The 25413-nt window shown below is 54.5% G+C and carries 15 protein-coding genes and 1 pseudogene; 7 read left to right on the forward strand and 9 right to left on the reverse strand.

The window, feature by feature from the left end; translation table 11 throughout:
- Window positions 1-7 precede the first annotated feature (7 nt).
- From IT971_RS03040 to tldD, 3 genes are all read right to left on the reverse strand, one after another.
- A complete protein-coding gene (locus IT971_RS03040) occupies window positions 8-1393 on the reverse strand; it encodes a FecR domain-containing protein (RefSeq protein ID WP_223304991.1) in 1386 nt (461 codons plus the stop codon).
- Between the two features lie 85 nt (window positions 1394-1478).
- Window positions 1479-2948, reverse strand: coding sequence for a tetratricopeptide repeat protein (locus tag IT971_RS03045; RefSeq protein WP_223304993.1), 1470 nt, complete (start codon window positions 2946-2948; stop codon window positions 1479-1481).
- Between the two features lie 236 nt (window positions 2949-3184).
- The gene (gene tldD, locus IT971_RS03050) at window positions 3185-4618 is read right to left on the reverse strand and encodes a metalloprotease TldD (protein WP_007091177.1); all 1434 of its coding nucleotides are present in this window, start codon (window positions 4616-4618) and stop codon (window positions 3185-3187) included.
- Window positions 4619-4832: 214 nt separating this feature from the next.
- On the opposite strand from tldD, the gene IT971_RS03055 reads away from it, so the two are divergent.
- Both IT971_RS03055 and IT971_RS03060 read left to right on the forward strand, forming a co-directional pair.
- On the forward strand, window positions 4833-6101 hold the full coding sequence (locus IT971_RS03055) for a DUF3422 family protein (protein ID WP_063093309.1): 1269 nt from the start codon (window positions 4833-4835) through the stop codon (window positions 6099-6101).
- A gap of 346 nt (window positions 6102-6447) precedes the next feature.
- Window positions 6448-8181 carry a retron Ec67 family RNA-directed DNA polymerase/endonuclease gene (locus IT971_RS03060; protein WP_065701905.1) on the forward strand — a complete coding sequence of 578 codons (1734 nt, stop codon included), beginning with the start codon at window positions 6448-6450 and terminating at the stop codon, window positions 8179-8181.
- Between the two features lie 133 nt (window positions 8182-8314).
- Here the strand turns inward: IT971_RS03060 and IT971_RS03065 are convergent, their stop codons facing one another.
- Window positions 8315-9391, reverse strand: a complete 1077-nt coding sequence (locus IT971_RS03065) for a COX15/CtaA family protein (protein ID WP_223304995.1) — start codon at window positions 9389-9391, stop codon at window positions 8315-8317.
- Between the two features lie 246 nt (window positions 9392-9637).
- Between IT971_RS03065 and IT971_RS03070 the strand changes: the two genes are divergently transcribed.
- The gene (locus tag IT971_RS03070; RefSeq protein ID WP_037991171.1) at window positions 9638-10195 is read left to right on the forward strand and encodes a bifunctional precorrin-2 dehydrogenase/sirohydrochlorin ferrochelatase; all 558 of its coding nucleotides are present in this window, start codon (window positions 9638-9640) and stop codon (window positions 10193-10195) included.
- Window positions 10195-10938 carry a phosphoadenylyl-sulfate reductase gene (locus tag IT971_RS03075; RefSeq protein WP_306460229.1) on the forward strand — a complete coding sequence of 248 codons (744 nt, stop codon included), beginning with the start codon at window positions 10195-10197 and terminating at the stop codon, window positions 10936-10938. The genes IT971_RS03070 and IT971_RS03075 overlap by 1 nt, the downstream gene beginning before the upstream one ends.
- A gap of 1265 nt (window positions 10939-12203) precedes the next feature.
- On the opposite strand, the gene IT971_RS03080 is transcribed toward IT971_RS03075, so the two are convergent.
- Complete coding sequence (locus tag IT971_RS03080) at window positions 12204-13643, reverse strand: deoxyguanosinetriphosphate triphosphohydrolase (protein WP_063095941.1); 1440 nt, start codon at window positions 13641-13643, stop codon at window positions 12204-12206.
- Between the two features lie 110 nt (window positions 13644-13753).
- On the reverse strand, window positions 13754-14173 hold the full coding sequence (locus IT971_RS03085; protein WP_063095943.1) for a hypothetical protein: 420 nt from the start codon (window positions 14171-14173) through the stop codon (window positions 13754-13756).
- 241 nt (window positions 14174-14414) lie between these two features.
- Between IT971_RS03085 and gor the strand changes: the two genes are divergently transcribed.
- Window positions 14415-15776, forward strand: a complete 1362-nt coding sequence (gor, locus tag IT971_RS03090; RefSeq protein ID WP_063095945.1) for a glutathione-disulfide reductase — start codon at window positions 14415-14417, stop codon at window positions 15774-15776.
- Window positions 15777-16126: 350 nt separating this feature from the next.
- Here gor and IT971_RS03095 read toward each other — a convergent pair whose 3' ends face one another.
- Entirely contained in the window at window positions 16127-16867 is a 741-nt protein-coding gene (locus IT971_RS03095) for a hypothetical protein (protein WP_063095947.1), read from the reverse strand.
- A gap of 253 nt (window positions 16868-17120) precedes the next feature.
- Window positions 17121-17384: pseudogene (locus IT971_RS03100) on the reverse strand (Lrp/AsnC ligand binding domain-containing protein); the annotation flags it as partial.
- 275 nt (window positions 17385-17659) lie between these two features.
- Here IT971_RS03100 and IT971_RS03105 point away from each other — a divergent pair.
- Together IT971_RS03105 and pbpC are read left to right on the forward strand one after the other, a co-directional pair.
- Window positions 17660-22693: an MG2 domain-containing protein gene (locus IT971_RS03105; RefSeq protein ID WP_158526673.1), complete on the forward strand. Its 5034-nt coding sequence runs from the start codon at window positions 17660-17662 to the stop codon at window positions 22691-22693.
- Window positions 22694-22711: 18 nt separating this feature from the next.
- Window positions 22712-24823 carry a penicillin-binding protein 1C gene (pbpC, locus tag IT971_RS03110; RefSeq protein ID WP_063095951.1) on the forward strand — a complete coding sequence of 704 codons (2112 nt, stop codon included), beginning with the start codon at window positions 22712-22714 and terminating at the stop codon, window positions 24821-24823.
- Between the two features lie 21 nt (window positions 24824-24844).
- Here pbpC and IT971_RS03115 read toward each other — a convergent pair whose 3' ends face one another.
- The gene (locus tag IT971_RS03115) at window positions 24845-25333 is read right to left on the reverse strand and encodes an Lrp/AsnC family transcriptional regulator (protein WP_063095953.1); all 489 of its coding nucleotides are present in this window, start codon (window positions 25331-25333) and stop codon (window positions 24845-24847) included.
- Between the last annotated feature and the right edge of the window lie 80 nt (window positions 25334-25413).

Below are 25413 nucleotides of genomic sequence, written 5' to 3' on the forward strand. Positions count from 1 at the left end.
AAAGGGGTTACGGGGTAAGAGTTGCTGATCCGCCTGCGCCGGAGGAATTTGCCGTTGTCGTCAAATTAAAATCAACATTGGTAGCATCGCTAAAGTCGGTGGACGCACTACAGCCACCTGCGGTGCACTCGCCGTCATAAATGAAATTTGAGCTACCAAAACTCGCTGCACCATTGCTGGACGTGAAATCGTATGTCCCGGTTGTGGCCGCCCCTTTGAAAGTCGCGAATGCTGCACTTCCGTCGTCGACATTATCAAAATCAATTTTGATCGTGCGAGATCCGAAGTCTACTTGAGCGGTGTAGGTGTAGCTCAAAGAGCCAGAGCTTACGTTCTGGGTTGCGCTATAACTACCGGACGAGATCTGGCGCATGCCATCAAATGTGAATTCGCTGCTGCCGCCATCTCCACCGCTACCCCCACCATTATTCTGCGTGGTTTTTTCAATCTGGTTCAAGGCCGTAGCGGCATCCGTGACGCTACCCCCGGCATTCGTGCTCGATACCTGTGCCATGGCGACGTCAAGTGTCGAGGCCATGGTTGATCCGGTTTGCGTCGTTGCCTGACGGGTCTGTTGTGTCGTCAGGCTGTTGCCACCCGATGCAGACGCGGAGGATGCTGTGCTACCGCCCTCGTTCTGGCTGTTCGATGCGGTGCGGACCAATGCGCGCGAAAAGTCGAATGTTGCAAGGCTTTCCGGGAAGCGGATCGGTTCGGTGACCTTGTTGTTGGCAACAAACACGCCGAAATTCTCGCCGGTCACGTTTTCACTATTGCCGTTCTGGTCGAACACGGCAAAGGCACCGGGGCGCGATGTGGTGTCATTGCGCGAAAGGCCCGGCCCCTGATTGACCGCCATGAAAATCTGCGGGCCTGTGCCGCTATTGTTTCCATCGCTTGAAAAATCAAAACTGCCCGGCACGATCTGGTTGGCTTCATCGGCTGAAACCGACCGGATCAGGCCGATGGTGCCGCGAATGCCAATCGATCCGACCGGCAGATTGACATCCATGCTCGATGGATTTTTAAGCGGGATTTTACCGGTGACAAACCGCACGACGCCGCGCGCCATATCGGCAACGATCCTGCCATCGCCGGTCACCGGGTCATAAACGAATTCATCAATCGCAAGGTCGCTGTTCGGGCCGATGGTAAACACCGTTTCATCCAGCAACAGGATCTGCATGCCTGAATTGGCCGATGTCGTGATGCGGTCGCCAAGGTAAACCGGCATGCCGCTTTCAACCAGCACGCCAACCTCGCCAACCGACTGCGCCAGCATCACCTCGCCCCTGACCGCAGCAGAAACCCCGGCCATTTCACCGCTGCGTTCGGCCTGTGCCATGGTAACGCTGGCCAGAAGTGCTGCCCCTGAAAGGACTGCAAGCTGCAAATGTCTTGTCCGCTTTGCGAAACGGGGGGCCAAAGCTTTAAATACCGACATCCCTAAAACTCCCATTCCCTAGAACTCCCGCCCCTTAGAATTCCCAACGGCGCGTCAGGAAAAACTGCGCGCGCGCGTTATGATATTCGTAATTGGGAATGTTTGATTCTGTGTTCAGATATTCACCGGTGACCGACCAGTTGATCGGTGCCAGAAAGGCATATATCTGTCCTGCCGTTTTGCTATCCCCAAACAAGTCATCTGGCAGCATTTGCGAAAGCGGCGCACCATAGGTCAGTCGCAATCTCGTCGTCCGGTCCTGTCGGTGTTGCGGCGAATTGCCGGTCACCAGAAAGTCCGGATCGCGATATTGATCAAGACCATAGCGAACACTTCCGCTGATATAACTTCCCCCGCCAAACAGATAAGCATGGATCAGTTCCGCACTCAAGCTGTCATAACTGTTGAAATTGCGTGCGGCTTCTTTTTTACCCGCATTAAGATCAATCGTCGTGCGGTTTGACGGGCTCCAGGCGTAATTCACCCCGGTTCGTGCGCCATATCGCTGCCCGGAATGCAGCCGAAGCGCACTTGATTCCGTCGTATTCTGGTACCGTTCATCGGCATAGCTGACTTCGCCATACAGATTGGTATCGGGCCGGATGTTCCAGTCCGCACGCAATCGGCCGCTTCGCGATGTCAGGTATTTTTCCCGCGAAAGCGATTGCACCGTCTGGTTTATCACCGGTGTCAGGCTGAAATATCCGCCGCGGATACGCGCGCCAAGGTCAACCGAAAACGAGCCCAGATCGAGGCTGTCGATCTGCACCTGATCGCTGCCATAGCCGGTCAGGGCGGCAAAAACCTCGTGCCCTTCCTGATAGCCAAGGTCATAGCTGATGTCATAACGCATCGCCCCGATATGGGCGATATCGTTGCGCGGCTTGTCCTCGGATGCCGTGATGTTGGTCAGGGTCCCGGTAACAAGCTGCTGCTTGTCTGACGGTGCGGCATTGCGGTTGCTGTCAATCTGGCTGCCAAAGGTCACGGTCAGGTACTGATGAAGCCGCTTGCGCCGTGTCTCAATCGCCGAAAGATAACGGTCAATATCGGCCGCAACATCGGGCGATACATTCATCGCCCGCAGGCGTTCAAACTGCGCACGCGCCTCGTCAAGGCTATCAAGCCGATAAAGCACAATCGCGTAATAAAGCCGGACTGCGGCAAGATCGGGATCAAGCACAAGGATGCGTTCCAGTGTCGCCGACGCGCCGCGAACATCCCCGCGCGCAATCTGTGCCTTGGCCCAGCGGAAATTCAGGACAACATCATCGGGACTGGCCAGAACATCGGCAAAACTGATATCGCTGCCATCATCGGTCTGAAGCAAAAGGCGCGACCGTTCCGCCGCATCCATGATCTGCGTAAAATCGCCAATGAAATTCCGGGCTTCATCTGTACGGACATCGACACTTTGCTGTGCGCTTGTTGTTGTCGCGCCTGTTATCAGCATGCCGCACAGGACAATCAAACCCGTGCCACACCGCCATCTGAGCGATTTCAATATTTTTCCCCAAGGTCGCAACCCGGCTTTGCTTTTTTCAGTCTACCCACCCCAATGCGATACCTGAACAAAACCGGTCTGATTTTATCGTTATAGATTATTGATTATACGGCCTGTGGGAAAGTCATGCGTTTGAATGATGCCAAGTCTATGCAATGGTCTTTATACTTATTCGTAAGTACAAAGGCCCGGCAATTTGCCGGGCCTTTTGCTTCAAAAGAAGTTCTAAATTCAACCTAAACGGCCGTGCCGCCAACAGTCAAACCATCAATGCGAAGTGTTGGCTGACCAACACCGACCGGAACACCCTGGCCATCCTTGCCGCACGTTCCGATCCCGTCATCAAGCTTCATGTCATTGCCGATCATGGAAACCTTGGTCAGGCTGTCGGGGCCATTACCAATCAGGGTCGCCCCCTTGACCGGCGCACCAAGCTTGCCGTTTTCGATCAGATAGGCCTCGGATGCGGAAAACACGAACTTGCCCGATGTGATATCGACCTGTCCGCCGCCGAAATTGACCGCATAAATGCCTTTCTTGACCGACGCCAGGATTTCGCCCGGGTCTTTATCCCCGCCCAGCATATAGGTATTGGTCATGCGCGGCATCGGCGCATGGGCATAGGATTGACGCCGCCCGTTGCCGGTGGATTTCACACCCGTAAGGCGCGCATTCAACCGGTCCTGCATGAAGCCCTTCAGGATGCCATCTTCGATCAGGACCGTGCGCTGGGTCGGGGTGCCTTCATCATCAATCGAAAGCGACCCGCGGCGATCATGGATCGTGCCGTCATCAACAACCGTGACACCCGGCGATGCAATCCGCTGACCCAGCAAACCGGCAAAGGCCGATGTGCCCTTGCGGTTGAAATCGCCCTCAAGCCCGTGGCCGATGGCTTCATGCAACAGAATGCCGGGCCAGCCCGGACCAAGCACCACGGTCATCTCGCCCGCAGGGGCGGCAACCGATTCAAGGTTCAGCGTCGCCTGACGCAGCGCTTCGTCAACCGCCGATTTCCAGCTTTTTTCTTCAAAGAACCCGTCATAGCCAATGCGCCCGCCCTGGCCATGCGATCCGGTTTCCATGCGGTCGCCCTGCTTGACGACGACTGAAACGTTAAACCGCACCAGCGGGCGAATATCGCCAATCCGCTGCCCGCCGCTGCGCCAGATCTGCACCGCCTGCCAGTTGCCCGAAATCGATGCGGAAACCTGCACCACACGGGGGTCCTTGGCGCGCGCATAGGCATCGATCTTGCCCAGCAGATCAACCTTCGCCTCGAACGTTGCCTCGCCCAGCGGATTGACATCGGAATAAAGCGACACATTGGTGCCGATTGATCCCAGATCGACCTTGCCCGACCTTCCATTGCCAACCGCCTTGACGGTCTCGGCCGCACGGCCAACCGCGTCATTGGAAAGCTCGTTGGAATGCGAAAAGGCGGTGGCTTCATCGGCAACCGCACGCAGGCCAAAACCCTGTGCGGTGTCGAAATTCGCACTGCGCAGGCGGCCATCATCCCATGTCAGGCTTTCGGACTGCCGGTATTCAAGGAAAAGTTCCCCGTCTTCTGCCGCGCCCAGCGCATCATTGACCTGCTTTTCAAGCCGGTCGCGATCAAGGTCGCCATTGGCGAAAAACAGGCTGTCGGTTTTGCTCAGATCGGTCATGAAACCTCCTTGCGGGCGTGCCGGATGGCAACAGATGGGCGACGGGCGGCCAGTTTTGGCCAAGCGGGCGATATTAAAGCATTTGTGACAGTATTTTCCCTTACGTTTTCAGGGCTATCTGCCACCTTGGACTTTCGTCTATACAGAACGTGTCAGGGCGTTAGGGTTCTGACCCTATATAGACCGCAATGGCCAATTATGAAAGCCCGTGGCAATGTTTGTTGAACATCCCCAGCGTGTCGCCCTTCATAACGAAATCCATGCCCGCCCGTTTGGCGGCGTGCAAAGCCCGGCCCGCTGCACCTGCATCGCCTTTCACGCAGGCGAGGAACTCGATACCGATGTCCGCACCCATTTTCAGGGCTTCTGCCAGCGATACAGCCTGACACCCCCGGCACCCGATCAGAAATATTACGAAGCCCAGTGCGACGGTTTTTCCGTCATCTGGGAACGCCACGCGGAATTCACGGTCTATGTCTTCAAACGCCAGGCCGCCTTTGACCATCCGTTTGATGATCCGGTCATCAACCTGATCCCGCAGGACTGGCTTGCTGCCACCCCGGGGCTGCTTCTGGTGGGCTTGCATATCGCGATGGATCGCGACGAACGTTCGTCTGATGAAGTATCGCGCCTGTTTGATCATAACGGCCTGACCGGCAGCCGCGTTCTGGGCGGCACGGCAATGGTCTGGACCGATTTTCGCCTGCATGGCGATGGCTTTGGCCGCATCCTGATCCGCGATCAGGGCCTTGAGGTCCTGCAGGCCGGCCGTCTGATCCAGCGGCTCAAGGAAATCGAGGTCTATCGCATGATGGCGTTGCTGGCCTTTCCGTTGGCCCATTGCGCAACGCCCAAGGTCTCGGAAATCGATACCCGCCTGTCATCGATCACCGCCGAAATGGCCAGCAAATCGCATACCGACGACGAAGGCACCCTGCAAAAACTGACCGACCTTGCCGCCCAGACCGAAGAAATGGCCGCCTCGCTGAACTACCGTTTCAGTGCGGCGCGCGCCTATTACCGCATCCTGCAGGCCCGCCTTGTCGAACTGCGCGAGGAACGCGTCGAAGGCCTGCAAACCATGACCGAGTTTATGGAACGCCGTCTGGCCCCGGCAATGCGCACCTGCCAGAATATCGGTGACCGCCTCGAAGTCCTCTCAAAACGTGTCGCGCGTGCCAACAACCTTCTGCGCACAAGGGTCGATATCCTGCTCGAAGCCCAAAACCGCGACCTGCTGGCCAGCATGGACCGCCGTGTGAAACTGCAACTGCGCCTGCAACAAACCGTCGAAGGCCTGTCCGTGGCGGCGATCACCTATTACGCCGTCGGGCTTCTGGGATATCTGTTCAAGGCGCTAAAGGATACCGGCCTTCCGATCAACGACCGCCTCGCCACCGGCCTCGCCGTGCCCGTCGTCCTTGCCGCGATTTGGGTTTCGATGCGCCACATCAAAAAGGCGCTGCATCGCGACGAGGGGTGAGGTTGCTTTAGACTAAGGCTTAGCGATTGGAAGCTTATTGGACGCAGGCGGCCCTGCAATGTTCGGCCTTAGGCTCATTTGTGTTCAACTTCAGGTATAGAGTGATAAAAATCATATACTGTACTTGTATAGTAGGCCCTCAGGTTTTTTTGTTGCTAGAGGCGTCTTGCATGGTGTAAATATATCAATGGCTTACAGGCAGAATTGTTGTCCGGTTTCGAGACATATGTACCAATTTCAGGAGGGCTTTTGTGCTTCCTGGATACTTATTGCGGGCTATTCGTGTGTTTAGATTACTCGATGTACGCGTAGGAGTGCCTGTAAGCCTTTTTATTCGTGAGGTTCCGTGTCACATCTAAAAAAACTTAAAGCAGCCACGTCACGGAAGGAACTGGCAGCAGTCTTGGGGTATGCTCCAGCATCAATGACCGCCATTGTGTATAAGATGCCTAAAGATCGGAAATACACAACGTTCGAGATTGATAAAAAGTCTGGGGGTAAGCGGACAATAAAGGCTCCAGTAGCGAAACTCAAAAAACTTCAATCCCATCTTTCTCATGTGTTGTATCAATGTCTCTCTGAAATTGAGAAGGATAGGGGCGCAAAGCCAATTTCTTTCGGATTTCGACGGGATAGATCTATCGCGGAGAATGCATCGCGTCATAAGAGGCGAAGATGGGTTCTAAACTTGGATTTGGAAGATTTTTTCCCATCTTTTAATTTTGGACGGGTTCGAGGGTTTTTTCTGAAAGACAAGGCGTTCCATCTTCATCCTGAAGTGGCTACGACGATTGCGCAAATCGCCTGCGATGGAACTGCGTTGCCTCAAGGAAGCCCATGCTCACCGGTCATATCAGAGCTGATCGCGCAGATTTTGGATATGCGGTTGGTCCGGCTAGCTAAGAAGTATAGCGTGACGTATACGCGCTATGCAGACGACATTACATTTTCTACAAGCCAGAAAGAATTTCCAAAGGGACTTGCTCACGTAGATGCGAATGATCCGTCGATCTGGCATCTGAGCGACGAACTTGTAGGCGAGATTACTGGATCAGGTTTTGTGATCAACAATACCAAAATCCGCATGCATTTTCGTGGAAGCAGACAGATGGTTACGGGCCTTGTCGTGAATGAAAAGGTCAATATCCGCAGTGACTATTATCGTCGTGCTCGTGCAATGTGTGACTCTCTATTCCAGACAGGGAAATATTTTACGGTCACGCAGCCACCAGCAGGTGAGGGCGAAGAGCCAGTGCCGGAGCTCATCGATAGCCTCAGCCCACTTGAAGGCATTTTGGGACATATTTATACCGTTACCCAAAGCGAAGAACGTAGATCAGTGCAGGAGCAGCGGCAGCAACCACGCGCAATCCGAAAGCTGTATCGGCGTTTCCTCTTTTATAAATATTTCATGGCACTCAAGGCGCCTCTAATTGTCACAGAGGGAAAGACTGATCCAATTTATCTTCGGGAAGCCATTCAAAGTCGGGCAGATTCCCACCCCGTGCTGGGTGTCTTGGGCGAAGACGGATTTAATCACGCTGTCCGATATTTCAATTACGAAGGGCTGGCTCATGAGATCATGGATTTGGGGGGAGGTACTGGGGATTTGAAATCCATTCCTCTTGATTATTTGAGGAATCTCAGGCCATCAAAGGAGGCGCATAAACCACTTCTTCACAAACCCATGGAGCATCCGGTAATCATCGTTCTGGATAATGATGAAGGGCTTGCAAGCGTAGCAAGCACGGTGAAGAAGAATTTTGGGGTTTCAATAAACCTGAAATCGACTTCCGACTTTTATAATGTCACGGATAATCTTTATATTGTGAAAACACCAGAGAATGGATCAAACGGTACCTGCATTGAAGACCTGTTTCCCAAGGAATGGAGGAATTACAAGGTAAATGGAAAGAAGTTAAATACCGCAAGCAAGATTGATCCATTGAAGGATCTTAGCAAAGAGGCTTTTGCAAAATCTGTTGTCCGTCCAAATGCCGACTCAATAGATTTTTCCAAATTCGATTCTTTGTTAGGTCGTATATCTAAGGCTATCGAGCATTACGCAGCTAAACCCTAATCATGGCAGACAATTAAGATAATTAAAGGTGATATTGGATATTCTGGACTAGAAAGGGGAGCATAACCCAAAAGGGGACAGATTTATTTTTAGCATCAGCTTTGGGGTGCGCATATTCTGCCATCAAACCCCTTCAAGCACCCCGATCCTCAGACAACCTGTAAACCGCATAAGTCATCGCCCCGACAAGCACCACCGCCCCCGCCTGATGCGCCACACCCAGCGGCAACCACACCACACTCAGCAACGTTGAAATCCCTAATGTCACCTGAAGGCAAACCGCCGCCAGCACCAGATGGGTGGCAAGGCGTTGCTGCGGTGACAGGTTCCATTTCCCGGCCCGCCACCAGAACAGAAGCACCGCGATAAAGGTCAGTTTCGCCAGCCACCGGTGATCCCACTGTACCGTCATATGGTCCTCGAACGGGGCCAGCCATGCCGGGCTATAGACAAACAGCCCGTCGGGGATCAGTTGCCCGTCCATCAGCGGGAAGGTGTTATAGGTATGTCCGGCATTGATCCCGGCAACAAAGCCACCCGACAGGGCGGTAAACACGATCAGCGTCAAAAGCTGCCAGCCACGTTTGGAGGCAGGGGTTGAAATGCCGCGCGGCGCATATTGATTAAACCCGACCCACATCAACGCGATGAAAATCACCAGCGCCAGACCGAAATGCGCGGTCAGGCGGTACTGGCTGACATCGGGGCGGTCGACAAGGCCGCTCATGACCATGTACCAGCCCATTGCGCCTTGCAACCCGCCAAGGATGAACAGGCCCCAAAGCTTCCATTTGGTCGCGCCATCAATGGATTTTTTGGCAAGGAACCAGACAAACGGCACAAAGAACACAACGCCAATCAACCGGCCCCAAAGCCGGTGAATGAATTCCAGCCAGAAGATCGATTTGAAATCCTCGACCGACATCCAGGCATTGATCTTCTGGAATTCAGGATACTGGCTGTATTGCTGATAAAGCGCCATCCAGTCCGCCTCGTTCATCGGCGGGATGATCCCGGTAAACGGCCGCCATTCCACGATGGATAACCCGGACTCGGTCAATCGCGTCAGGCCGCCAATCACCACCATGATGAACACCATGGCCGCCACAAAAAACAGCCACATCGCAACATTCTTGTGCGGGGCGGGGGCTGTGGTTGCGGTATGGGGCAGGGCGGATGAAACGCTGCTGGTATGCTCAATCGGGGACATCGGCGGGATCTCTTTGTCATGCGAAGCGCTTAATTTCGCGCCCAATATAGGATGAAATTTCAAAAAGTGCAGGAAAAGCTTCACCGTAGTGCTTTTACGGCCGTCATCGGGGCCGGATCACGAAACGTATTTGCGCAATAAATAGTGTTCTATAAATATAAAACACATAAAAAATGTATTGAATTGTCCGATATACACAATCATAGTCTTAATCAACCAACAGAAACTTTCTTTTGAGGATCGACGATGTTTCCCATCAATCTGGACCTTGCGCGGCTGTCGGTCGCGCTGGTGGGCAACGGTCAGGCAACCCTGAACCGTTTGCGCCAGCTTGACGGTGATGGGGCGAGATACGTCACCGTTTATGCCGAAGACCCGATTGCCGAACTGGTCGACCAGGCCGGCGACCGGTTGCACCGCTATCTCCCGAATTCGGCCGATGTCAACGCGGCTGCAATCCTGTTTATTGTCGATTTGCCGCATGAAAAGGCCGCCGAACTGGCCGCCATCGCCAAGGCCGTCGGCACGATTGCCAATGTCGAGGACGTCAAGGAATACTGCGATTTTTTCTCGCCAGCGCGGGTAACGCGCGGTGATCTGATGATTACGGTGTCGACCAACGGGCACAGCCCGCGTCTGGCCGGGCGTATCCGCCGTGCGATTGAAAACTGGCTGGTGCCCAAATGGGATCAGCGCCTGCGCGAGCTTTCCGGTCAGCGTGAAAAATGGAAGGCCGAAGGGGCGGATATGAAACAGCTCCTGAAAATGACGGACGATTATATCGACCGTCGGGGATGGTTGTGATGACCGTCATGCGCGAAGAAGACATTGTCACCGGCGGCTCGATGTCGGTCGAGGAAGCCGAAGTCCGCGCGGCCGATCTGCTGTCGCGATACGGCCACTTGCAGGGCATTTCCCTGATCGAACCGATGGTGCACGAGGAATTCCACGGCAAAATCACCATGACCTCGTCCTTTGGGACAGAGGCCGCGGCACTGCTTGCCCTTGTCTCCGAAGTCGATCCCAACCTGCCGGTGATCTTCCTTGATACCCGCAAGCTGTTTGGCGAAACCCATCGCTATCGTGAACAGCTCGTTGATCAGCTTGGCCTGACCAATATCCAGATCATGCGCCCGGATGAAACGCTTCTGGCGGCGGATGATCCCAACGGCATGCTGTTTGCCACGGATACCGCCAAATGCTGCTATCTGCGCAAGGTCGAACCACTGCAACGTGCGCTCAAGGGCTATGACGCGTGGCTGACCGGGCGCAAACGGTTTCACGGTGGCGAACGCGGGCAATTACCCGTGATCGAAACCGCCGGTACCCGGATCAAGATCAATCCGCTGGCCGGTTATAACCGGGCTGATATCGAAGATATCTTCGAAAACCGCGCCCTGCCGCATCATCCGCTGGAAGCCGAAGGCTTCCTGTCGATTGGCTGCATGCCATGCACGGATCGGGTTGATCCCAATTCAACCGATGTCCGTGCCGGTCGCTGGGCCGGGCAGGACAAGACCGAATGCGGCATCCACTACATCATCTGAAAATCAAAGCCCGGTCCTTGTGCCGGGCTTTTCAGATTGCGGGCAAAGCCTTCCCGACCTGATCGTCATTCCCAACCAGATCGTCATTCCCGCGACGGCGGGAATCCAGCCTCTTCCAATCGGGCATGGATTCCGGGTCTGCGCTACGCTTCGCCCGGAATGACGGTTTTGATCCATCGCCAAACCAATCCCGCCAGCCAACCCCGGACCGCTGACAAAGCACTCCCAACCAGATCGTCATTCCCGCGACGGCGGGAATCCAGTCTCTTTCAACGGGGCATGGATTCCGGGTCTGCGCTGCGCTTCGCCCGGAATGACGGCTTTGATCAATCGCCATACCAATCCCGCCAGCCAACCCCGGACCGCTGACAAAGCACTCCCAACCTGATCGTCATTCCCGCGACGGCGGGAATCCAGTCTCTTTCAACGGGGCATGGATTCCGGGTCTGCGCTGCGCTTCGCCCGGAATGACGGTTTTGATCCATCGCCCAACCAATCCAGCCAGCCAACCAACCCCGCTGCCCCCGGTATCGCCAAACGCCACCGACCGGACGGACCACGCCCCGGACGGCCCCCGCTCTCGGTTGCCCCAAAACGCACCTCACCCCAAGGGCAACAACGTTGCCGAATGGCAGGCACACAACTCCCGCCATCGATGACCAGCCTTTCGGCATCTCCGAACGATCCATCGGCCCGCTGGCAACCGATCCTGCCAGCCGATCCCGTGCCGACCCAATCCGGGCGCAATTCGGGCCCGCTGATTCTCGGCATTGTCACGCTTCAACGACCGGACTGGACTAAACGGACCGGACGAACTTCGCCTCGCCCCGGCTATCGCTGCCCCGAACCAACACCCTTGCCCCAAGGGCACATTTCTCCCGTCATGATAAACACCCGTTTTCGTAAGTTTCCGACGGCCTCACGGCCCGGACGCACCACCGCCGTAATGACTTTTCCATGCACCGGTGATGCCCCTTTGGCGATACCGCCCCCGCCATGTCATCGCGTCAGATCGCTGCCCCGTCATCTTCTCATTCCTGTTTTTGCCGCCCGAAACGCAAAAAACCCGCAAAAGCGAATCACGCTTTGCGGGTTTTGTCTCCGGACCCATTTGTCCTGTTGACTTTATCTTTACGCCACAACCAAAAGAACAAATCAAGAACTTTTTCAAAGAAAACCGGAAAAAGTTCCCAATCAAAGCTCGGCACGGAAAGAATGGTATATTTATCAATATCTTAGGCGGGCGAACCTGCCGGGCTTTCGCGTTAAATCGTAATGCCCTGAAGTTTGCGAAACAGCGTCACCGCATAGCGGTCCGTCATGCCGGAAATGTAATCCATCACCCGCATGATCCGGGCATAAAGCCCGTCGGCTTCCGAAAGCTTCCCCGACAGAAGTTTGTCGATCCGGTCGGCCTGCGGCGGCAGGCGCTTGCCGTGTTTCTGATGTTCTTCAATGTCGATTGCCGCCCGGACAAAGCTGTCAAGCAGGCCGTTGATCACCTCGAACCCGGCCATTTCAATCGGCAGGACATGCGGCGCGTTATAAATCCGTTCAACCGCCAGCATCTTGCAGTTTTTGGCATCTACGCCAAGCGGCGTATTGGCCAGCAGATCACCTTCCAGTGTGCCCGAAAGCAACGCGTCCTCATGCGCGATAAAGGCATCAACCGCCGCCTTCACCAGATTGCCAATCGCCTTGCCGCGCAAAAAGCCGATCCGGTCATCTTCGGATTTCTCGGCATACCAAGGCTCTGCCCGCAAATCGGCCCAGCGTTTTTCGGCATCACCCGGATATTTTTCCGGGTGGCGGGCAATCGGGGCAAGGGCGCGTTCGACCTGCTCGAAACTCACACAATTAAGTTCCCAGCCATCTTCAAGATCGACCACCGAATAACAGATGTCATCGGCCGCCTCGACCAGATAGACCAGCGGATGGCGTCGCCACGCGCCGTCAAACCCGTCAAGCGGCGATAACCCGCAAACATTGGCAATCGCATGGGCAATGTCGCGTTCCGCCTGATAATATCCGGGTTTCTTAAGCCCGGTATATTCGCGGCGTCTGCTATCGGGCACCGACGTGCTGCGCGGATATTTGATAAAGCTGCCGAGCGTCCCGTAAGTCAGGTTCAGCCCACCGTCAAACCGCTTCATTTCAAGCTGGCTGATGATGCGCAACCCTTGCGCATTCCCTTCGAAATGCCGCAAATCTTCAAGCTCCGGCCCGGTCAGCCGCCCGGTCAGTTCTTCCTTGGCAAGGCGTGATGTGGTGAACCATTCATTGATCGCATCCTCGCCCGAATGGCCGAATGGCGGGTTGCCGATATCATGCGCAAGGCACGCGGCCTGCACCATGTAACCGATATCGGCGATGGTGATCGGGCTGTCTTTTGGCAGGTGTTTGACGATATGCGCACCCGCCATAAGGCCAAGCGACTGCCCGACCGATCCGACCTCTATCGTGTGGGTCAGGCGGGTATGCACATGGTCATTTTCCGAAAGCGGATGAACCTGTGTCTTGTTCTGAAGACGGCGGAACGAGGATGAAAAAATGATCCGGTCAACATCGATCTGGAACGGGCTTCTGCCATCCGGGCTTGGATGCGGATCACCATCGGGCAGGCGGATCTTGCCATCCCGAAAATCAAGCCGGTGTGGTGAAAGCAGATTTTCCCAGCGCATTTTGGCCGGTTGCATCGAACCCATGGCGATGCGACTCCCTGTCCGTGTCGTGTGTGCGTCCGCAAACCCGACTTTAACGGGGTGGGGAGTCGGGCGCAATCGGACAAAACCGATTGCGCCAAATCAGTGTGATCTTATCCGAAGAACCAGCTTTTCGGATTATCAATCGGGCTGCCGTTAAGCGCGCGCAAAAGACCGATCACGTTGCGCCCGATGAACCACGCGGTGGTATAAAGCGCCATCAGCCCGACAATTGCCCAGCCCAGAAGCGGCACCCAGCCGATCACCAGCGTGAAAAAGCCCAGAATGATCGCATAAAGGATGCTGATCCAGAATGTGCGGATGATGAATGTGTAATGGCTGTTGGTCCAGTGATCATCATCCTCGCGCGCGACATAGGCAACGATCAGCGCGATCAGACCGGTGGCAAAGGCGGTAAACAGGGTCGCAATCATCAGGCCGTAACAGACGACAGCCGTATTGCCGCCGCGCGTATCTGCATATTGCGGGGCATTGTCAAACGATGCGTCCTGACCTGTCATCCGGTCACTCATGGGCGTTGTTCCTGTGTTGTGGGGCCGTTCATCAAATCACCGGCTCTTTTCAGCATATAGCAAGAAAATTACCAAATGCTATCTTCGGTTGGGTGAACCGGCATTCCGGGGCATTTTTTAACGCGATAACGCGAAATTCATCGCAAAGGGGCGGCTTTTGCCTCGACTCTTGTGATTTCCGCCCTACATTTGGCCCCATATCACGCAATGATCACCATGATCGAGAAATAAGGATTTCCGCATGTCGGATTATGATTTTGACCTGTTTGTCATCGGTGCCGGATCGGGCGGGGTGCGGGCAGCACGCGTTGCATCTGGCTATGGGGCAAAGGTCGCGATTGCCGAGGAAAGCCGCGTTGGCGGTACCTGTGTCATTCGTGGCTGTGTGCCCAAAAAGCTTCTGGTTTACGGCGCACATTTTGCCGAGGATTTCGAAGATGCGGCCGCCTATGGCTGGACCCTTCCGGGCGAGCCCAGCTTTAGCTGGAAAAAGCTGATTGCCAACAAGGATGCGGAAATCGACCGCCTGAATGGCATCTATAAAAAGCTTCTGGCGGGATCGAATATCGAACTGTTCGAAAGCCGCGCGGTGCTTAAGGATGCACACACCATTGCCGTTGGCGATAAAACCGTAACGGCGGATCGTATCCTGATTGCGGTGGGCGGCACGCCATCACTGCCCGATATTCCCGGTGTCGAGCACGCGATTTCCTCCAACGAGGCCTTCCACCTTGACGATCTGCCCGAACGGATTGCCGTTGTTGGCGGCGGCTATATCGCGGTTGAATTTGCCGGGATTTTCGCAGGCCTTGGCGCGCAGGTGACGCAATTCTATCGCGGCGATCAGATTTTGCGCGGTTTTGATCATGATATTCGCGAACACCTGGCCCGGGAAATCGTCAAAAAAGGTATCGACCTTAAGCTGAACACCAATGTCACCGCGATCAGCAAAAATGACGACGGGACGCTTTCCCTGACTCTGACCGGCGGCGGACATCAGGTTGTCGATGCCATCATGTTTGCCACCGGCCGCAAACCGAAAACCCATGGCATGGGTCTTGAGGAGGTCGGGGTGGAGCTTAAGGATAATAGTGCCATCATCACCAATGCGGGGCTGCAAACCAGCGTGCCAAATATCTATGCGGTTGGCGATGTCCGCGATCATGTCCAACTGACCCCGGTCGCGATCAAGGAAGGCATGGCGTTCGCCGATACGGTATTTGGCGGCAAACCGTGGTCGATGTCCTATAACGCCATCCCGACCGCGGTGTTCAGCCAGCCACCGGTCGGCACGGTTGGCCTGAGCGAGGAAGAAGCCCGCGCGAAGGGGGGCGAAGTCGTCATTTACAAATCGACCTTCAAACCAATGCGCCATACTCTTTCGGGGCGCGATGAAAAAACGCTGATGAAACTCATCGTCGATAAAACCACCGACGTCGTTCTTGGTGCGCATATGGTCGGCCCGGACGCCGCCGAAATCATTCAGGGTATCGGCATTGCGGTCCGCATGGGCGCAACCAAGGCCCAGTTCGACCAGACCGTCGCGGTGCATCCGTCGGCGGCGGAAGAATTCGTCACCATGCGCTTCCCGGTTGGTGAGTGATTTTTAACCAAAAGGGATGGCATCACGTGATACCATCCCTTCTGGATTTTAAATCTTAACTAAGAAACGGAAGCATTTTCCGTTCTTGTTATAGATACGGCGACCGGTGTGGCGATTCGTGATGTACTTAGAATAGACATAACGATACCCCGGTGGAGGTAGATCCTCTGACACAGTCATTGGAATTCCTTACTTTCGCAGGATTTTGTTGACACCGGAGTCCACTACAAGGCACGCTATGTATACCAAAACAAGTGTGCTGGGACTTTCCCGGCCCTCCGATGGGGGCAAATCCTGTGTACCCTGGAGGATTGTTTGCTGCCCTGTAGTTAGAGCTACGGGGCAGTTTTCTATGAAGGCTTATCATCATCATCGGTGATCAGTAGTTCGATCTGCTTTTTTATTATCTCTTTATCGGAACTGTAAAACGGTATCGGTATTTCAAGCCATGCTCTCCGTCCTCCTTGCAGGCGTACAGGTATCCGGTCTGTCTCGGTGGAGAGAGATGGGGGCTGATGTGTTTGGCCCTGAACCGCTATGGTATGCTTCGGCTCTTTTATTTCCGGAGTTTCGGCAGGCGAATAATATTCTCCTTGCGAGAATATGGCTTCATCATCTCCCGCTTTTGCATCTACAAACGATATGGAATCTTTGAAAGTTTTTACGCAAATTTCTGCTTTGTCTGGAATGAACCCCATCTGAATCAGGTCATATTTGACTGCTGCATCCGATGGTAAGTGTCCATCGTATTTTTGGTAAATCTCTTCAAAAATTTGCGGGTTCAGAAGCCATTTTCGCAGTATTTTTTTTCTTTCTGTTGCGCTGGGGGCGTATCTATAAGTCTCCAAGTCTTTACTTGCAGCTAGCTTACCATTTCCAACGCGATCAACCAGGCCATAATATTTCAAAGCCGCCAAAGTCGACAAGGAGGCCCCGTTGTTGGCTCCAGCATAGCCCATGCTCTGTGCTGCTGCATCATTGGCTACAGGATGCAAATGATTGGCATCGTAGAATTGAAGCGCTTTGCTGAGAGCGTCCTCTAAGCTCAATGAAGGATATCGAGGACTCTTTCTTTTGGGTTCATCAGACATAATTATTATCCTGAGCTAATCTACCGCAAGTTTGCCCGGTTTTGCAGTGTTGGTCAAGAGAGTTTGAGAGTAAAAACTTTTGTCGCGAATGGTATTCTTCTGATGCGAGTTAATTAATTAAATATTTAACGAATTAATTAATTAAAAAAAATCATTAAAATCATATGGTTAATATTTTAAACTTCAATACAAATGATGAATGAGATATCAAATAAGTCTATATTTTATGATGAAAGTTTTTCTCGTGAGGCATCTAGAATGCCAACGGCGCATTATCGACAACCTCTTTCATCACGAAAAACGTTCGCGTTTGCCGCACACCGGGAAGCGCAATCAGTTGATCGCCATGCAGGTGATTGAAATCGGCCATGTCGCCAGCCCGGATTTTCAGGAAGTAATAGAAATCTCCCGCCACCAGATGGCAATCAAGGATAAAGGGCAGTTTGCGGCACGCGGTTTCAAACGCGGCGAAGCTGTCAGGCGTTGATCGGTCCAGCGCCACGCCAACCATCACCAGTTCGACCAGACCGTAGCCGTGCACCCATCCGCAGCCGAGGAATTCGTGACCATGCGCTTCCCGGTTGGCGACTAAATTCCGGTTTCCGGCCAGTCTTCTGAAAACAGGTGGTTTCCCGTAAACCACCTGTTTTTTTGTGTGATGTTTATGCTGGACGACGGACCACAAAAAACCTTTATTGTGCAGAAGGATAAAAATCAGAATTCTGCCAATAAAATAAAAATACAGAGGTTCGGATGCGTTGCGTGAAATGGCTGACAGGCCTTTTTTTCTTGATGGTTACCTTGCCGGCTTTAACGGCTCTTGCTCAGGAAAAGGGGCCGTCACAGACGCCCGTGATCTATGCCGCAAGTTTCCCGTGCGAACGCGCATCAACGCTTGTTGAACATGCGATCTGCCAGAACGAAGACCTGGCAAAACGTGACCTTGAAATGGCGCGACGTTACCAGTCGGTAATGTCCATGTCAGACCCGGATCAGCAAAACAGCATCGAAAGCGATCAGGTGGGCTGGCTTTGGGAACGCAACCGCGCCTGCAGTTTTGACGCATCGGAAACCGCAAAAATCCATGACTGCCTTGCGGGGCAATATGATGCCCGGATTGCGGTTCTTGCCGGAATGCTGCGCGGGGATATTGTTCTTCAGAATGTGTCGGTGGCATCGGACAAAGCGGTGAGCGAAACCTGCTTTGTGTTTGATCACGAATTGCGTGCCGATCAGGATCTTGAATTGCGTGCCTATATCGAATTGTCGCCAAAACGGGACTATTCGGCGCGCATTTCCAACGGTGCACTGTGTCTGTTTGGCCTTCCGCATTCGCAAATCACCAATGTTACCCTGCGCAAGGGCCTCAGAGGCCCCCACGATTTTACCCTGGCAGAGGATCTCAGCCACGATGTGAAGGTCGGGACGCGCCGTGCCACGATTTCGCTGGGTACAAACAGCTATATCCTGCCAAAAAGTGATACACCGGTCTTGCCGGTTACAACGGTCAATCATGATCGTGTGGCGCTTAAATTCTATCGCGTTGTGGAACGAAACATCGTTACGACGCTGACCCGCAATCTTCTGGCGCGTGAACTTGATAATTGGGACATGCGCCAGATCAGCAATGATATCGGCGCAGAAATCTGGTCTGGAACGCTTGATATTCGCAATCGTCCGGATCAGGACGTCGTCACCCAGATTCCCCTGCGCGATATGGTTTCGGACTTCAAGCCGGGGCTCTATGTTCTGGTCGCAAGCGATCCGGATCAGGATGAAAGCTGGGCCAACCAGCCGACCCAATGGTTGGTGGTCACCGATCTTGGTCTTTCGGCCTATAGCGGCGAAAATGGCCTGTCGCTTCAGGTCCGGTCGCTTAAATCGGCCGAACCGGTCGGGCGGGCGACGGTGCGGCTTGTCGCCCGCAATAATGAAATACTCGGTGAAGCCGTCACCAGGGCGGATGGCTGGGCGGACCTTTCGGGGGCATTGTTAAACGGCACCGGCGGCAAACAGGCGGTCTATCTGACCGCAGAAACCAGAGACGGTGATTTTTCGTTTATTTCGCTGACCCAGCCAGCACTGGAGCTGTCGGACCATGGTGTCGCGGGCAAGGCGCCGCCCAAACCGCTGCAAACCTATCTGTACTCGGAACGTGGTATCTATCGACCGGGCGAGACGGTGAAGCTTGGTTATTTGCTGCGTGACGACAAGGCCAATGCGCGCGCCCAAATCCCCCTGACCATTGTTTTGTATCAACCCGATGGCAAGGAAGTTTTCAAAACCGTTCAGTCCCCTGATGATTTGGGCGGCGGGCGTGTCGATATCCCCATTTCAGGCGCTGCCGCGACCGGGAAATGGCGGATTGCTGCCTATAGCGATCCAAAGGCGGATGCCATCGGCAATCTTGAAATTCAGGTCGAGGAATTCGTTCCCGAACGTCTTGAAGTCAGCGCGCATGTATCGGCCCCCTATATGGCCTTTGGTGCATCCATGCCGGTTGATGTTCAAACCGATTATCTGTTTGGGGCCCCGGGAAGTGGCCTTCGGGTCAGCGGGGATGCCTTGCTTCAGGTTGATCACAAACCGTTTGAGACCTATGGCGATTATTATTTTGGCTTGGCATCGGAAACGGCGCAAATCCGCAATGCTTTCGACCCTGTTAAAAGCGATGACAGTGGTTACGCCGAACTGAAGGTTCCGGCCTTTGACGAGGTTGATGTTTCCTCGCCGCTGCGCGTCCGGCTAAACATCGAGGTTGCCGATATCGATGGCCGTCCCAGCCGGGCGACCGTCAATCTGCCGCTGCGCAATAGCGACACCTTTGTTGGTGTAAGAGCCCGCTTTGATGGCGATACCCTGTCTTATGGGCAAGCCGCGACATTTGATGCAATCGCGCTGAATGCCACGGGTGATCCAATCGCCAATCATGAATTGCAGATCGAATGGGTCCGCGAGGAACGCGATTACAACTGGTTCTATCAGGATGGTCGCTGGCAATCGAGTTACGAAAAATACGACATTCCCGTTGATCGGGAAATCGTCACGACCGGCCCGGATGGCGTTGTTTCGTTCGATCGCGGATTTGATGACTGGGGATATTATCGCGCGGTCATTCGCGATACCCAGACCGGCAGTGCGGCCGATCATACCTTCCATGTCGGCTGGTGGTCGAACGGGCAATCCCCCGACCGCCCCGATCAGCTTGCCCTGACGGTTGAGGCCGACGACGTCAAACCGGGTGATACGATCAATGGCTTTGTCAAAGCACCGTTCGAAGGCAGACTTCAGGTAACGGTTGCCCACAAAAACATTCTGTGGCGTCAGGAATTTGATCTTTCGGCGGATGGCACGGAATTCAGTATCCCTGTCCGTGCGGAATGGGGCAGCGGCGCCTATGTTCTTGCTACGGCCTATCGTGCGGGTCTTGATACCGATCAGCACGGTCCGTTCCGTGCCGTCGGGGCCAAATGGATTTCGTTTGACAGTGAAAGCCACAGATTGAAAGTCGATTTTGACCTGCCCGACGAAGTCCTGCCATCCAGTCATCTTTCGGTGCCGGTCACGGTTTCGGGCGAGGTGGTTGGTGATGAAGACCTGCGCGTCAATGTCTTTGCCGTTGATGAAGGCATCCTGCGTCTTACCGGTTTCAGGACACCGCGCCCTGATCTTGATCTGCTGGCACAACAATATCTGCAACTTGGCTATTATGATCTTTATGGTCATCTGATCGCTCCGCAATCCGGGGATGCAGGAACGATCCGGTCCGGGGGGGATGAAACGGATTCTGGGAATCTGGGGTCATTGCGTGCCCGCGTATTCAAATCGGTGGCACTGGCCAGTGATACCTTGAAACCCGATGAAAACGGTGTGGCGACCGCACAGTTTGATCTGCCTGATTTTAACGGCAAACTGCGTTTCTTTGCCGTGGCCTATAGCAAAACAGCCACCGGTGGTGGGGCGGCAAATATGCTGGTACGTGCCCCGATTGTCGCCGAACTTTTACCCGCCCGTTTTCAGGCACCGGGGGATGTCTCCAATGTGGCTCTGCGTCTGCAAAATCTAAGCGGTCCGGCTGGCGATTATCACGCCCGCTTGTCGTCCAGTGATGAATTTGCCATCGCCCAGCCCGACTGGAACGGTGTTTTGGCGCAGGGCCAGCAAATTGAAACTGCATTTGACATTACCGCGCGAAAGATCGGTGTCGGGACGCTGACACTTGACGTTTCCGGGCCGGATGGCTACCGCCAGCAGCGCCAGTGGGATATGGAAGTCCGTCCTGCCCAGCCGTGGGAAAACCACACCGCACAGTCGGAATTGACCGCGGGTGATGTCCTTGATTTCGATGCTGACATCCTCGGTCAGTATTTGCCTGAAACGGTCAATATGAACCTGACCCTGTCCTCGGTTCCCGAAATCAGGGTTCAGGACCTGATCACGGCACTTGATCGCTATCCCTATGGTTGTCTGGAGCAAACCACCAGCCGGGCGTTCCCGTTGCTGTCGTTTGGGGATGCCCAGTCACGCTGGAATGACGTCCGTTTCGATGCGGCCGGTCTGGACGACAAAATCCGTGACGGCATCGTGCGCATTCTTGCCAAGCAGCGCGGCGATGGCAGTTTCGGTTTCTGGGATCGCCATAATGATCCCGAACCGTGGCTGACCGCGTACGCCACCGATTTCCTGACGGCCGCGCGTGCGCGCGGATATACGGTGCTGGATGACCGTTTTGATGATGCGCTGGATTGGATGCAGGATGTTGTGCGCTATGAACAATACCCGCCCGAAGCACGCGCCTATATGGTGCTGGTGCTGGCGCGCAATGATCGGTATTCCGTGTCGAACCTGAAATACGAAGCAGAAAAACTGCTCAATACCGGCATCGGGTCGCTGGCGCGCGCTCAGGTGAATGCTGCCCTGGTGACGGTTGGCGCGGACGCCGATCCGGTTTCAATGGATGACATCCTTCAAAATCTTGGCTCGACCGGGCGCTATTATCACAGCTTCGGCTCGTCCTTGCGCGATCTGTCGGCAATCCTGACCCTGCCAAAGGAAATCTTTGCCAGCGAAACGGAACGCCTGGCACTTTTGCGGGCTGTCACCGAACAATCCGATCAGGAACGCTATACAAGTACCCAGGAAAAAGGCTGGCTGTTGCAGGCGGCGACCAGCATTACCAAAGATGCCAGCCAACTGGTTTCCCTGCGTCTGAACGGACGAGACATGGAACCGGCGCGAAGTTATCGCCTGACATTGCCGCCCGAACTTGTGACACCGGGATACATGGTGGAAAATATCGGGGATCACACGGTTTTTGCCCGCTGGTCCGTTACCGGCATTCCGGCCAGCCCACTGGCACCAGAGGCCCATAACCTGTCGATCAAGCGCCAATATTTTGATCTTGATGGCAAACCGGCCTCTTTGGAAAATGTCAAAACCGGTGACCGGTTGATTGTGGTTCTGTCGGGGAAAAGTACGGCCAAACTGTCGCACCGTGCCTTGGTGGTGGATTTGCTGCCTGCCGGGTTTGAAATTGAAAGCAACGCGCATTTCCCTGAACTGGATGGCAAGCTTTCTCTTGGCCCGGATGACGTCTCCTGGACCGATTTCCGTGCCGAACGCGATGACCGGTTCGTCGCCTCGATCAATATTGGCAGTGGCGGCTATGGGCGTTACGAGAAAGCCGATTTCCGCCTGTCTTACGTTGTTCGTGCGGTGACGCCGGGGACCTATATTCTTCCGGCACCTTATATCGAAGATATGTACAAACCGGCCTTCTTCGCCCGTGGTGCGGTGTCCTCGCTTGTGGTCAAACCGATCAACTAACCGCGAAAGACATCCGCCGTGACATTGACATGGCCCAAACCCGGACGCGCTTCTATCATTGTCGGCAGTTTTCTGCTGGCAATGGCGTGTCTGTGGGGGCTTGATCGGGTTTTCCCGCCCAATCTTTCCCGGTTGGATGATCTTTCAATCGTGGTTGAAGGTGAAAATGGTCGCCCGTTGCGGGTTTTTGGCACCGCCGATGGATTGCTGCGGCTGGAAACGCGGATTGCGGAAATTGATCCGAAATATATCCGGTTTCTGAAATCCTATGAGGACCGCCGTTTTGACAGTCACTTTGGCGTTGATCCGCTGGCCCTTATCCGCGCCGTCGGGCAATGGGTGCGGGCAGGGCATGTCGTGTCGGGCGGATCAACACTGACGATGCAGGTTGCCCGCCTTCTGGAGCCGCGTGATCGCACGATCCTATCGAAAATCGTCGAAATGCTGCGCGCCATCCAACTCGAAGCCCATTATTCCAAAACGGAAATCCTTGATATGTATGTCACGCTGGCTCCGTTTGGCGGGCGTGTCGAAGGTATTCGAAGTGCCACCCATGTCTATTTCCGCAAAGAACCCGATCACCTGACAATTGCCGAGGCGGCCTTGCTTACCGTGCTGCCGCAATCGCCCGGCCGTCTGCGCCCGGATCGTTTTCCCGAAACGGCGCGTGCTGCCCGTGACAAGGTGCTGGATCGGCTATATTTAACGAATGCCATTTCCCGGGCCGATTATATCGAAGCTTTGGCGGAACCTTTGCCTGTTGCGCAATATCCTTTGCCGATGCTTGCCCCGCATCTTGCCGAACGATTGGTCGCAGCCAATCGCGATCAGACCCGTATCGTCACGACGATTGATCCGGCCCTTCAGGCTGACCTTCAAAAGCTTGTTGAATTTCACGGTGGGGATCAGGCCCCCGAACGTTCTGTGGCCATTATGGTTGTTGAAAACAGCACGTCAAAGGTCCGTGCCCATCTGGGGTCTCGCGATTATCTGGATCGGGTCAGTCACGGGTTCGTCGATATGACGCGCGCCATCCGTTCCCCCGGATCAACGTTAAAGCCGTTCATCTACGCCCTGTCATTTGATGATCACCAGACCCATCCCCAGACCATGATCTGGGATCGGGAAATTGCCGATGGCAGTTACCACCCGACCAACTTCGATCACGGCGAATATGGTCAGGTCAGCATTGCCGACGCCCTGCGATTTAGCCTCAACATCCCGGCCGTCAAGGTGCTTGAACGATATGGCCCGATCCGGTTTGCGCAAAGCTTGCGCCGAAATGGCCTTGAAATGCGGTTGCCCGGTGAAGCGCAAAGTCCCAATCTTGCCATGGCGCTTGGCGGGGTTGGCGTGCGCCTTGAAGACCTGATCGGGTTTTATCGGGCACTGGCTGCGGATCGTAAAAACTGTCCGTTGCAATATCTGCGTGATCGGGCGCCCGTTCCGTGCCTGTCCGACAGCGATATGTTTTCAGTTCGAACTCAAAACTGGATCACGGGTATTTTGCAAAATACGCCGCGTCCTGCGGGATATCGTTGGCAATCGTCGGACAATACCAATGCCACGCCGATTGCCTTTAAAACCGGTACCTCATATGGCTATCGCGATGCTTGGGCATTTGGCTATGCGGGGGATTATACCGTTGGCGTTTGGGTGGGGAAGGCATCCGGGCAACCGATACCGGGCCAAACCGGCCTTGGCGCTGCCGCCCCCATTTTGTTTTCCGTGTTTGAAAAACTCCCTCGTCCGCCTTTGCCACCGGCCAGGAAAGCGGCCTTTAACCTTTGGAAAGCCCCGCCGCCCGACCTTCTTAAGGACTTTTCGCGTCAACAGAAGGGCACAACAAAACAGGCTGCCAACGGCCTTGATATCATTTCCCCTGCCGAGGATGCGGTTTTCCTGCTCGGCGATATTCAGCAGCGCGGCGTGCCGCTGCGTGCCCGCAACGGGTTGCGCCCTCTGATCTGGATCATCAATGGCGTGCCGCTTGTTTCCGACCCTTGGAAACGCACCGTAAACTGGATGCCCGATGCACCGGGTTTTTACGATATCACCGTGCTTGATCGTCAGGGAGCAGCGCACCATCGCCGCATCACCATTCGTACAGCGTTGCCGTCCGACCGCTAACTCTGTTGATCTTGTTCTTGGTCAAAACGCTAGCGGTGCATTGTCGACGACCTCTTTCATCACAAAAAACGTTCGCGTTTGCCGGACACCGGGAAGCGCAATCAACTGATCGCCATGCAGGTGATTGAAATCGGCCATGTCGCGGACCCGGATTTTCAGGAAGTAATCGAAATCCCCCGCCACAAGATGGCAATCAAGGATGAACGGAAGTTTCCGGCACGCGGTTTCGAACGCGGCGAAGCTGTCAGGGGTTGAGCGGTCCAGTACCACGCCAACCATCACCAGTGCCGCGCGATCCACCTTGTCCGGGGCGATCTGCGCGCGGATGGAGGTGATATATCCTTCTTCAAATAGGCGTTGCATCCGGCGATGGCAGGTGGCCGGGCTGACATTGACCCGTTTGGCGATATCGGCATTGCCCATCCGCCCGTCACTTTGCAACAGGCGCAAAATCTTTTGATCAATGCGGTCTATTGGGGCGGCATTCGCGGGACTGGCATGCTGCGTCATGAAAGAACCTTCCGGAATTCTGTAAATTTTCGAAATTCTAGGCACATTTTTATATGTGATGAAAGCTTCGTGTGAAAAAT

Source organism: Thalassospira sp. B30-1 (genome assembly GCF_015767575.1).
GTDB classification, from domain to species: Bacteria; Pseudomonadota; Alphaproteobacteria; order Rhodospirillales; family Thalassospiraceae; genus Thalassospira; species Thalassospira xiamenensis.

Excerpts from the sequence above, each read along its gene's own strand:
- tldD (WP_007091177.1), bottom strand. The coding sequence starts at position 4,618 with ATGACCGATCTGAGCAAAACCGACAGCCTGTTTTTCGCCAATGGCGAC.
- IT971_RS03055 (WP_063093309.1), top strand. The coding sequence starts at position 4,833 with ATGTTTGTTGAACATCCCCAGCGTGTCGCCCTTCATAACGAAATCCAT.
- IT971_RS03065 (WP_223304995.1), bottom strand. The coding sequence starts at position 9,391 with ATGTCCCCGATTGAGCATACCAGCAGCGTTTCATCCGCCCTGCCCCAT.
- IT971_RS03070 (WP_037991171.1), top strand. The coding sequence starts at position 9,638 with ATGTTTCCCATCAATCTGGACCTTGCGCGGCTGTCGGTCGCGCTGGTG.
- IT971_RS03075 (WP_306460229.1), top strand. The coding sequence starts at position 10,195 with ATGACCGTCATGCGCGAAGAAGACATTGTCACCGGCGGCTCGATGTCG.
- IT971_RS03080 (WP_063095941.1), bottom strand. The coding sequence starts at position 13,643 with ATGGGTTCGATGCAACCGGCCAAAATGCGCTGGGAAAATCTGCTTTCA.
- IT971_RS03085 (WP_063095943.1), bottom strand. The coding sequence starts at position 14,173 with ATGAGTGACCGGATGACAGGTCAGGACGCATCGTTTGACAATGCCCCG.
- gor (WP_063095945.1), top strand. The coding sequence starts at position 14,415 with ATGTCGGATTATGATTTTGACCTGTTTGTCATCGGTGCCGGATCGGGC.
- IT971_RS03095 (WP_063095947.1), bottom strand. The coding sequence starts at position 16,867 with ATGTCTGATGAACCCAAAAGAAAGAGTCCTCGATATCCTTCATTGAGC.
- IT971_RS03105 (WP_158526673.1), top strand. The coding sequence starts at position 17,660 with ATGGTTACCTTGCCGGCTTTAACGGCTCTTGCTCAGGAAAAGGGGCCG.
- IT971_RS03115 (WP_063095953.1), bottom strand. The coding sequence starts at position 25,333 with ATGACGCAGCATGCCAGTCCCGCGAATGCCGCCCCAATAGACCGCATT.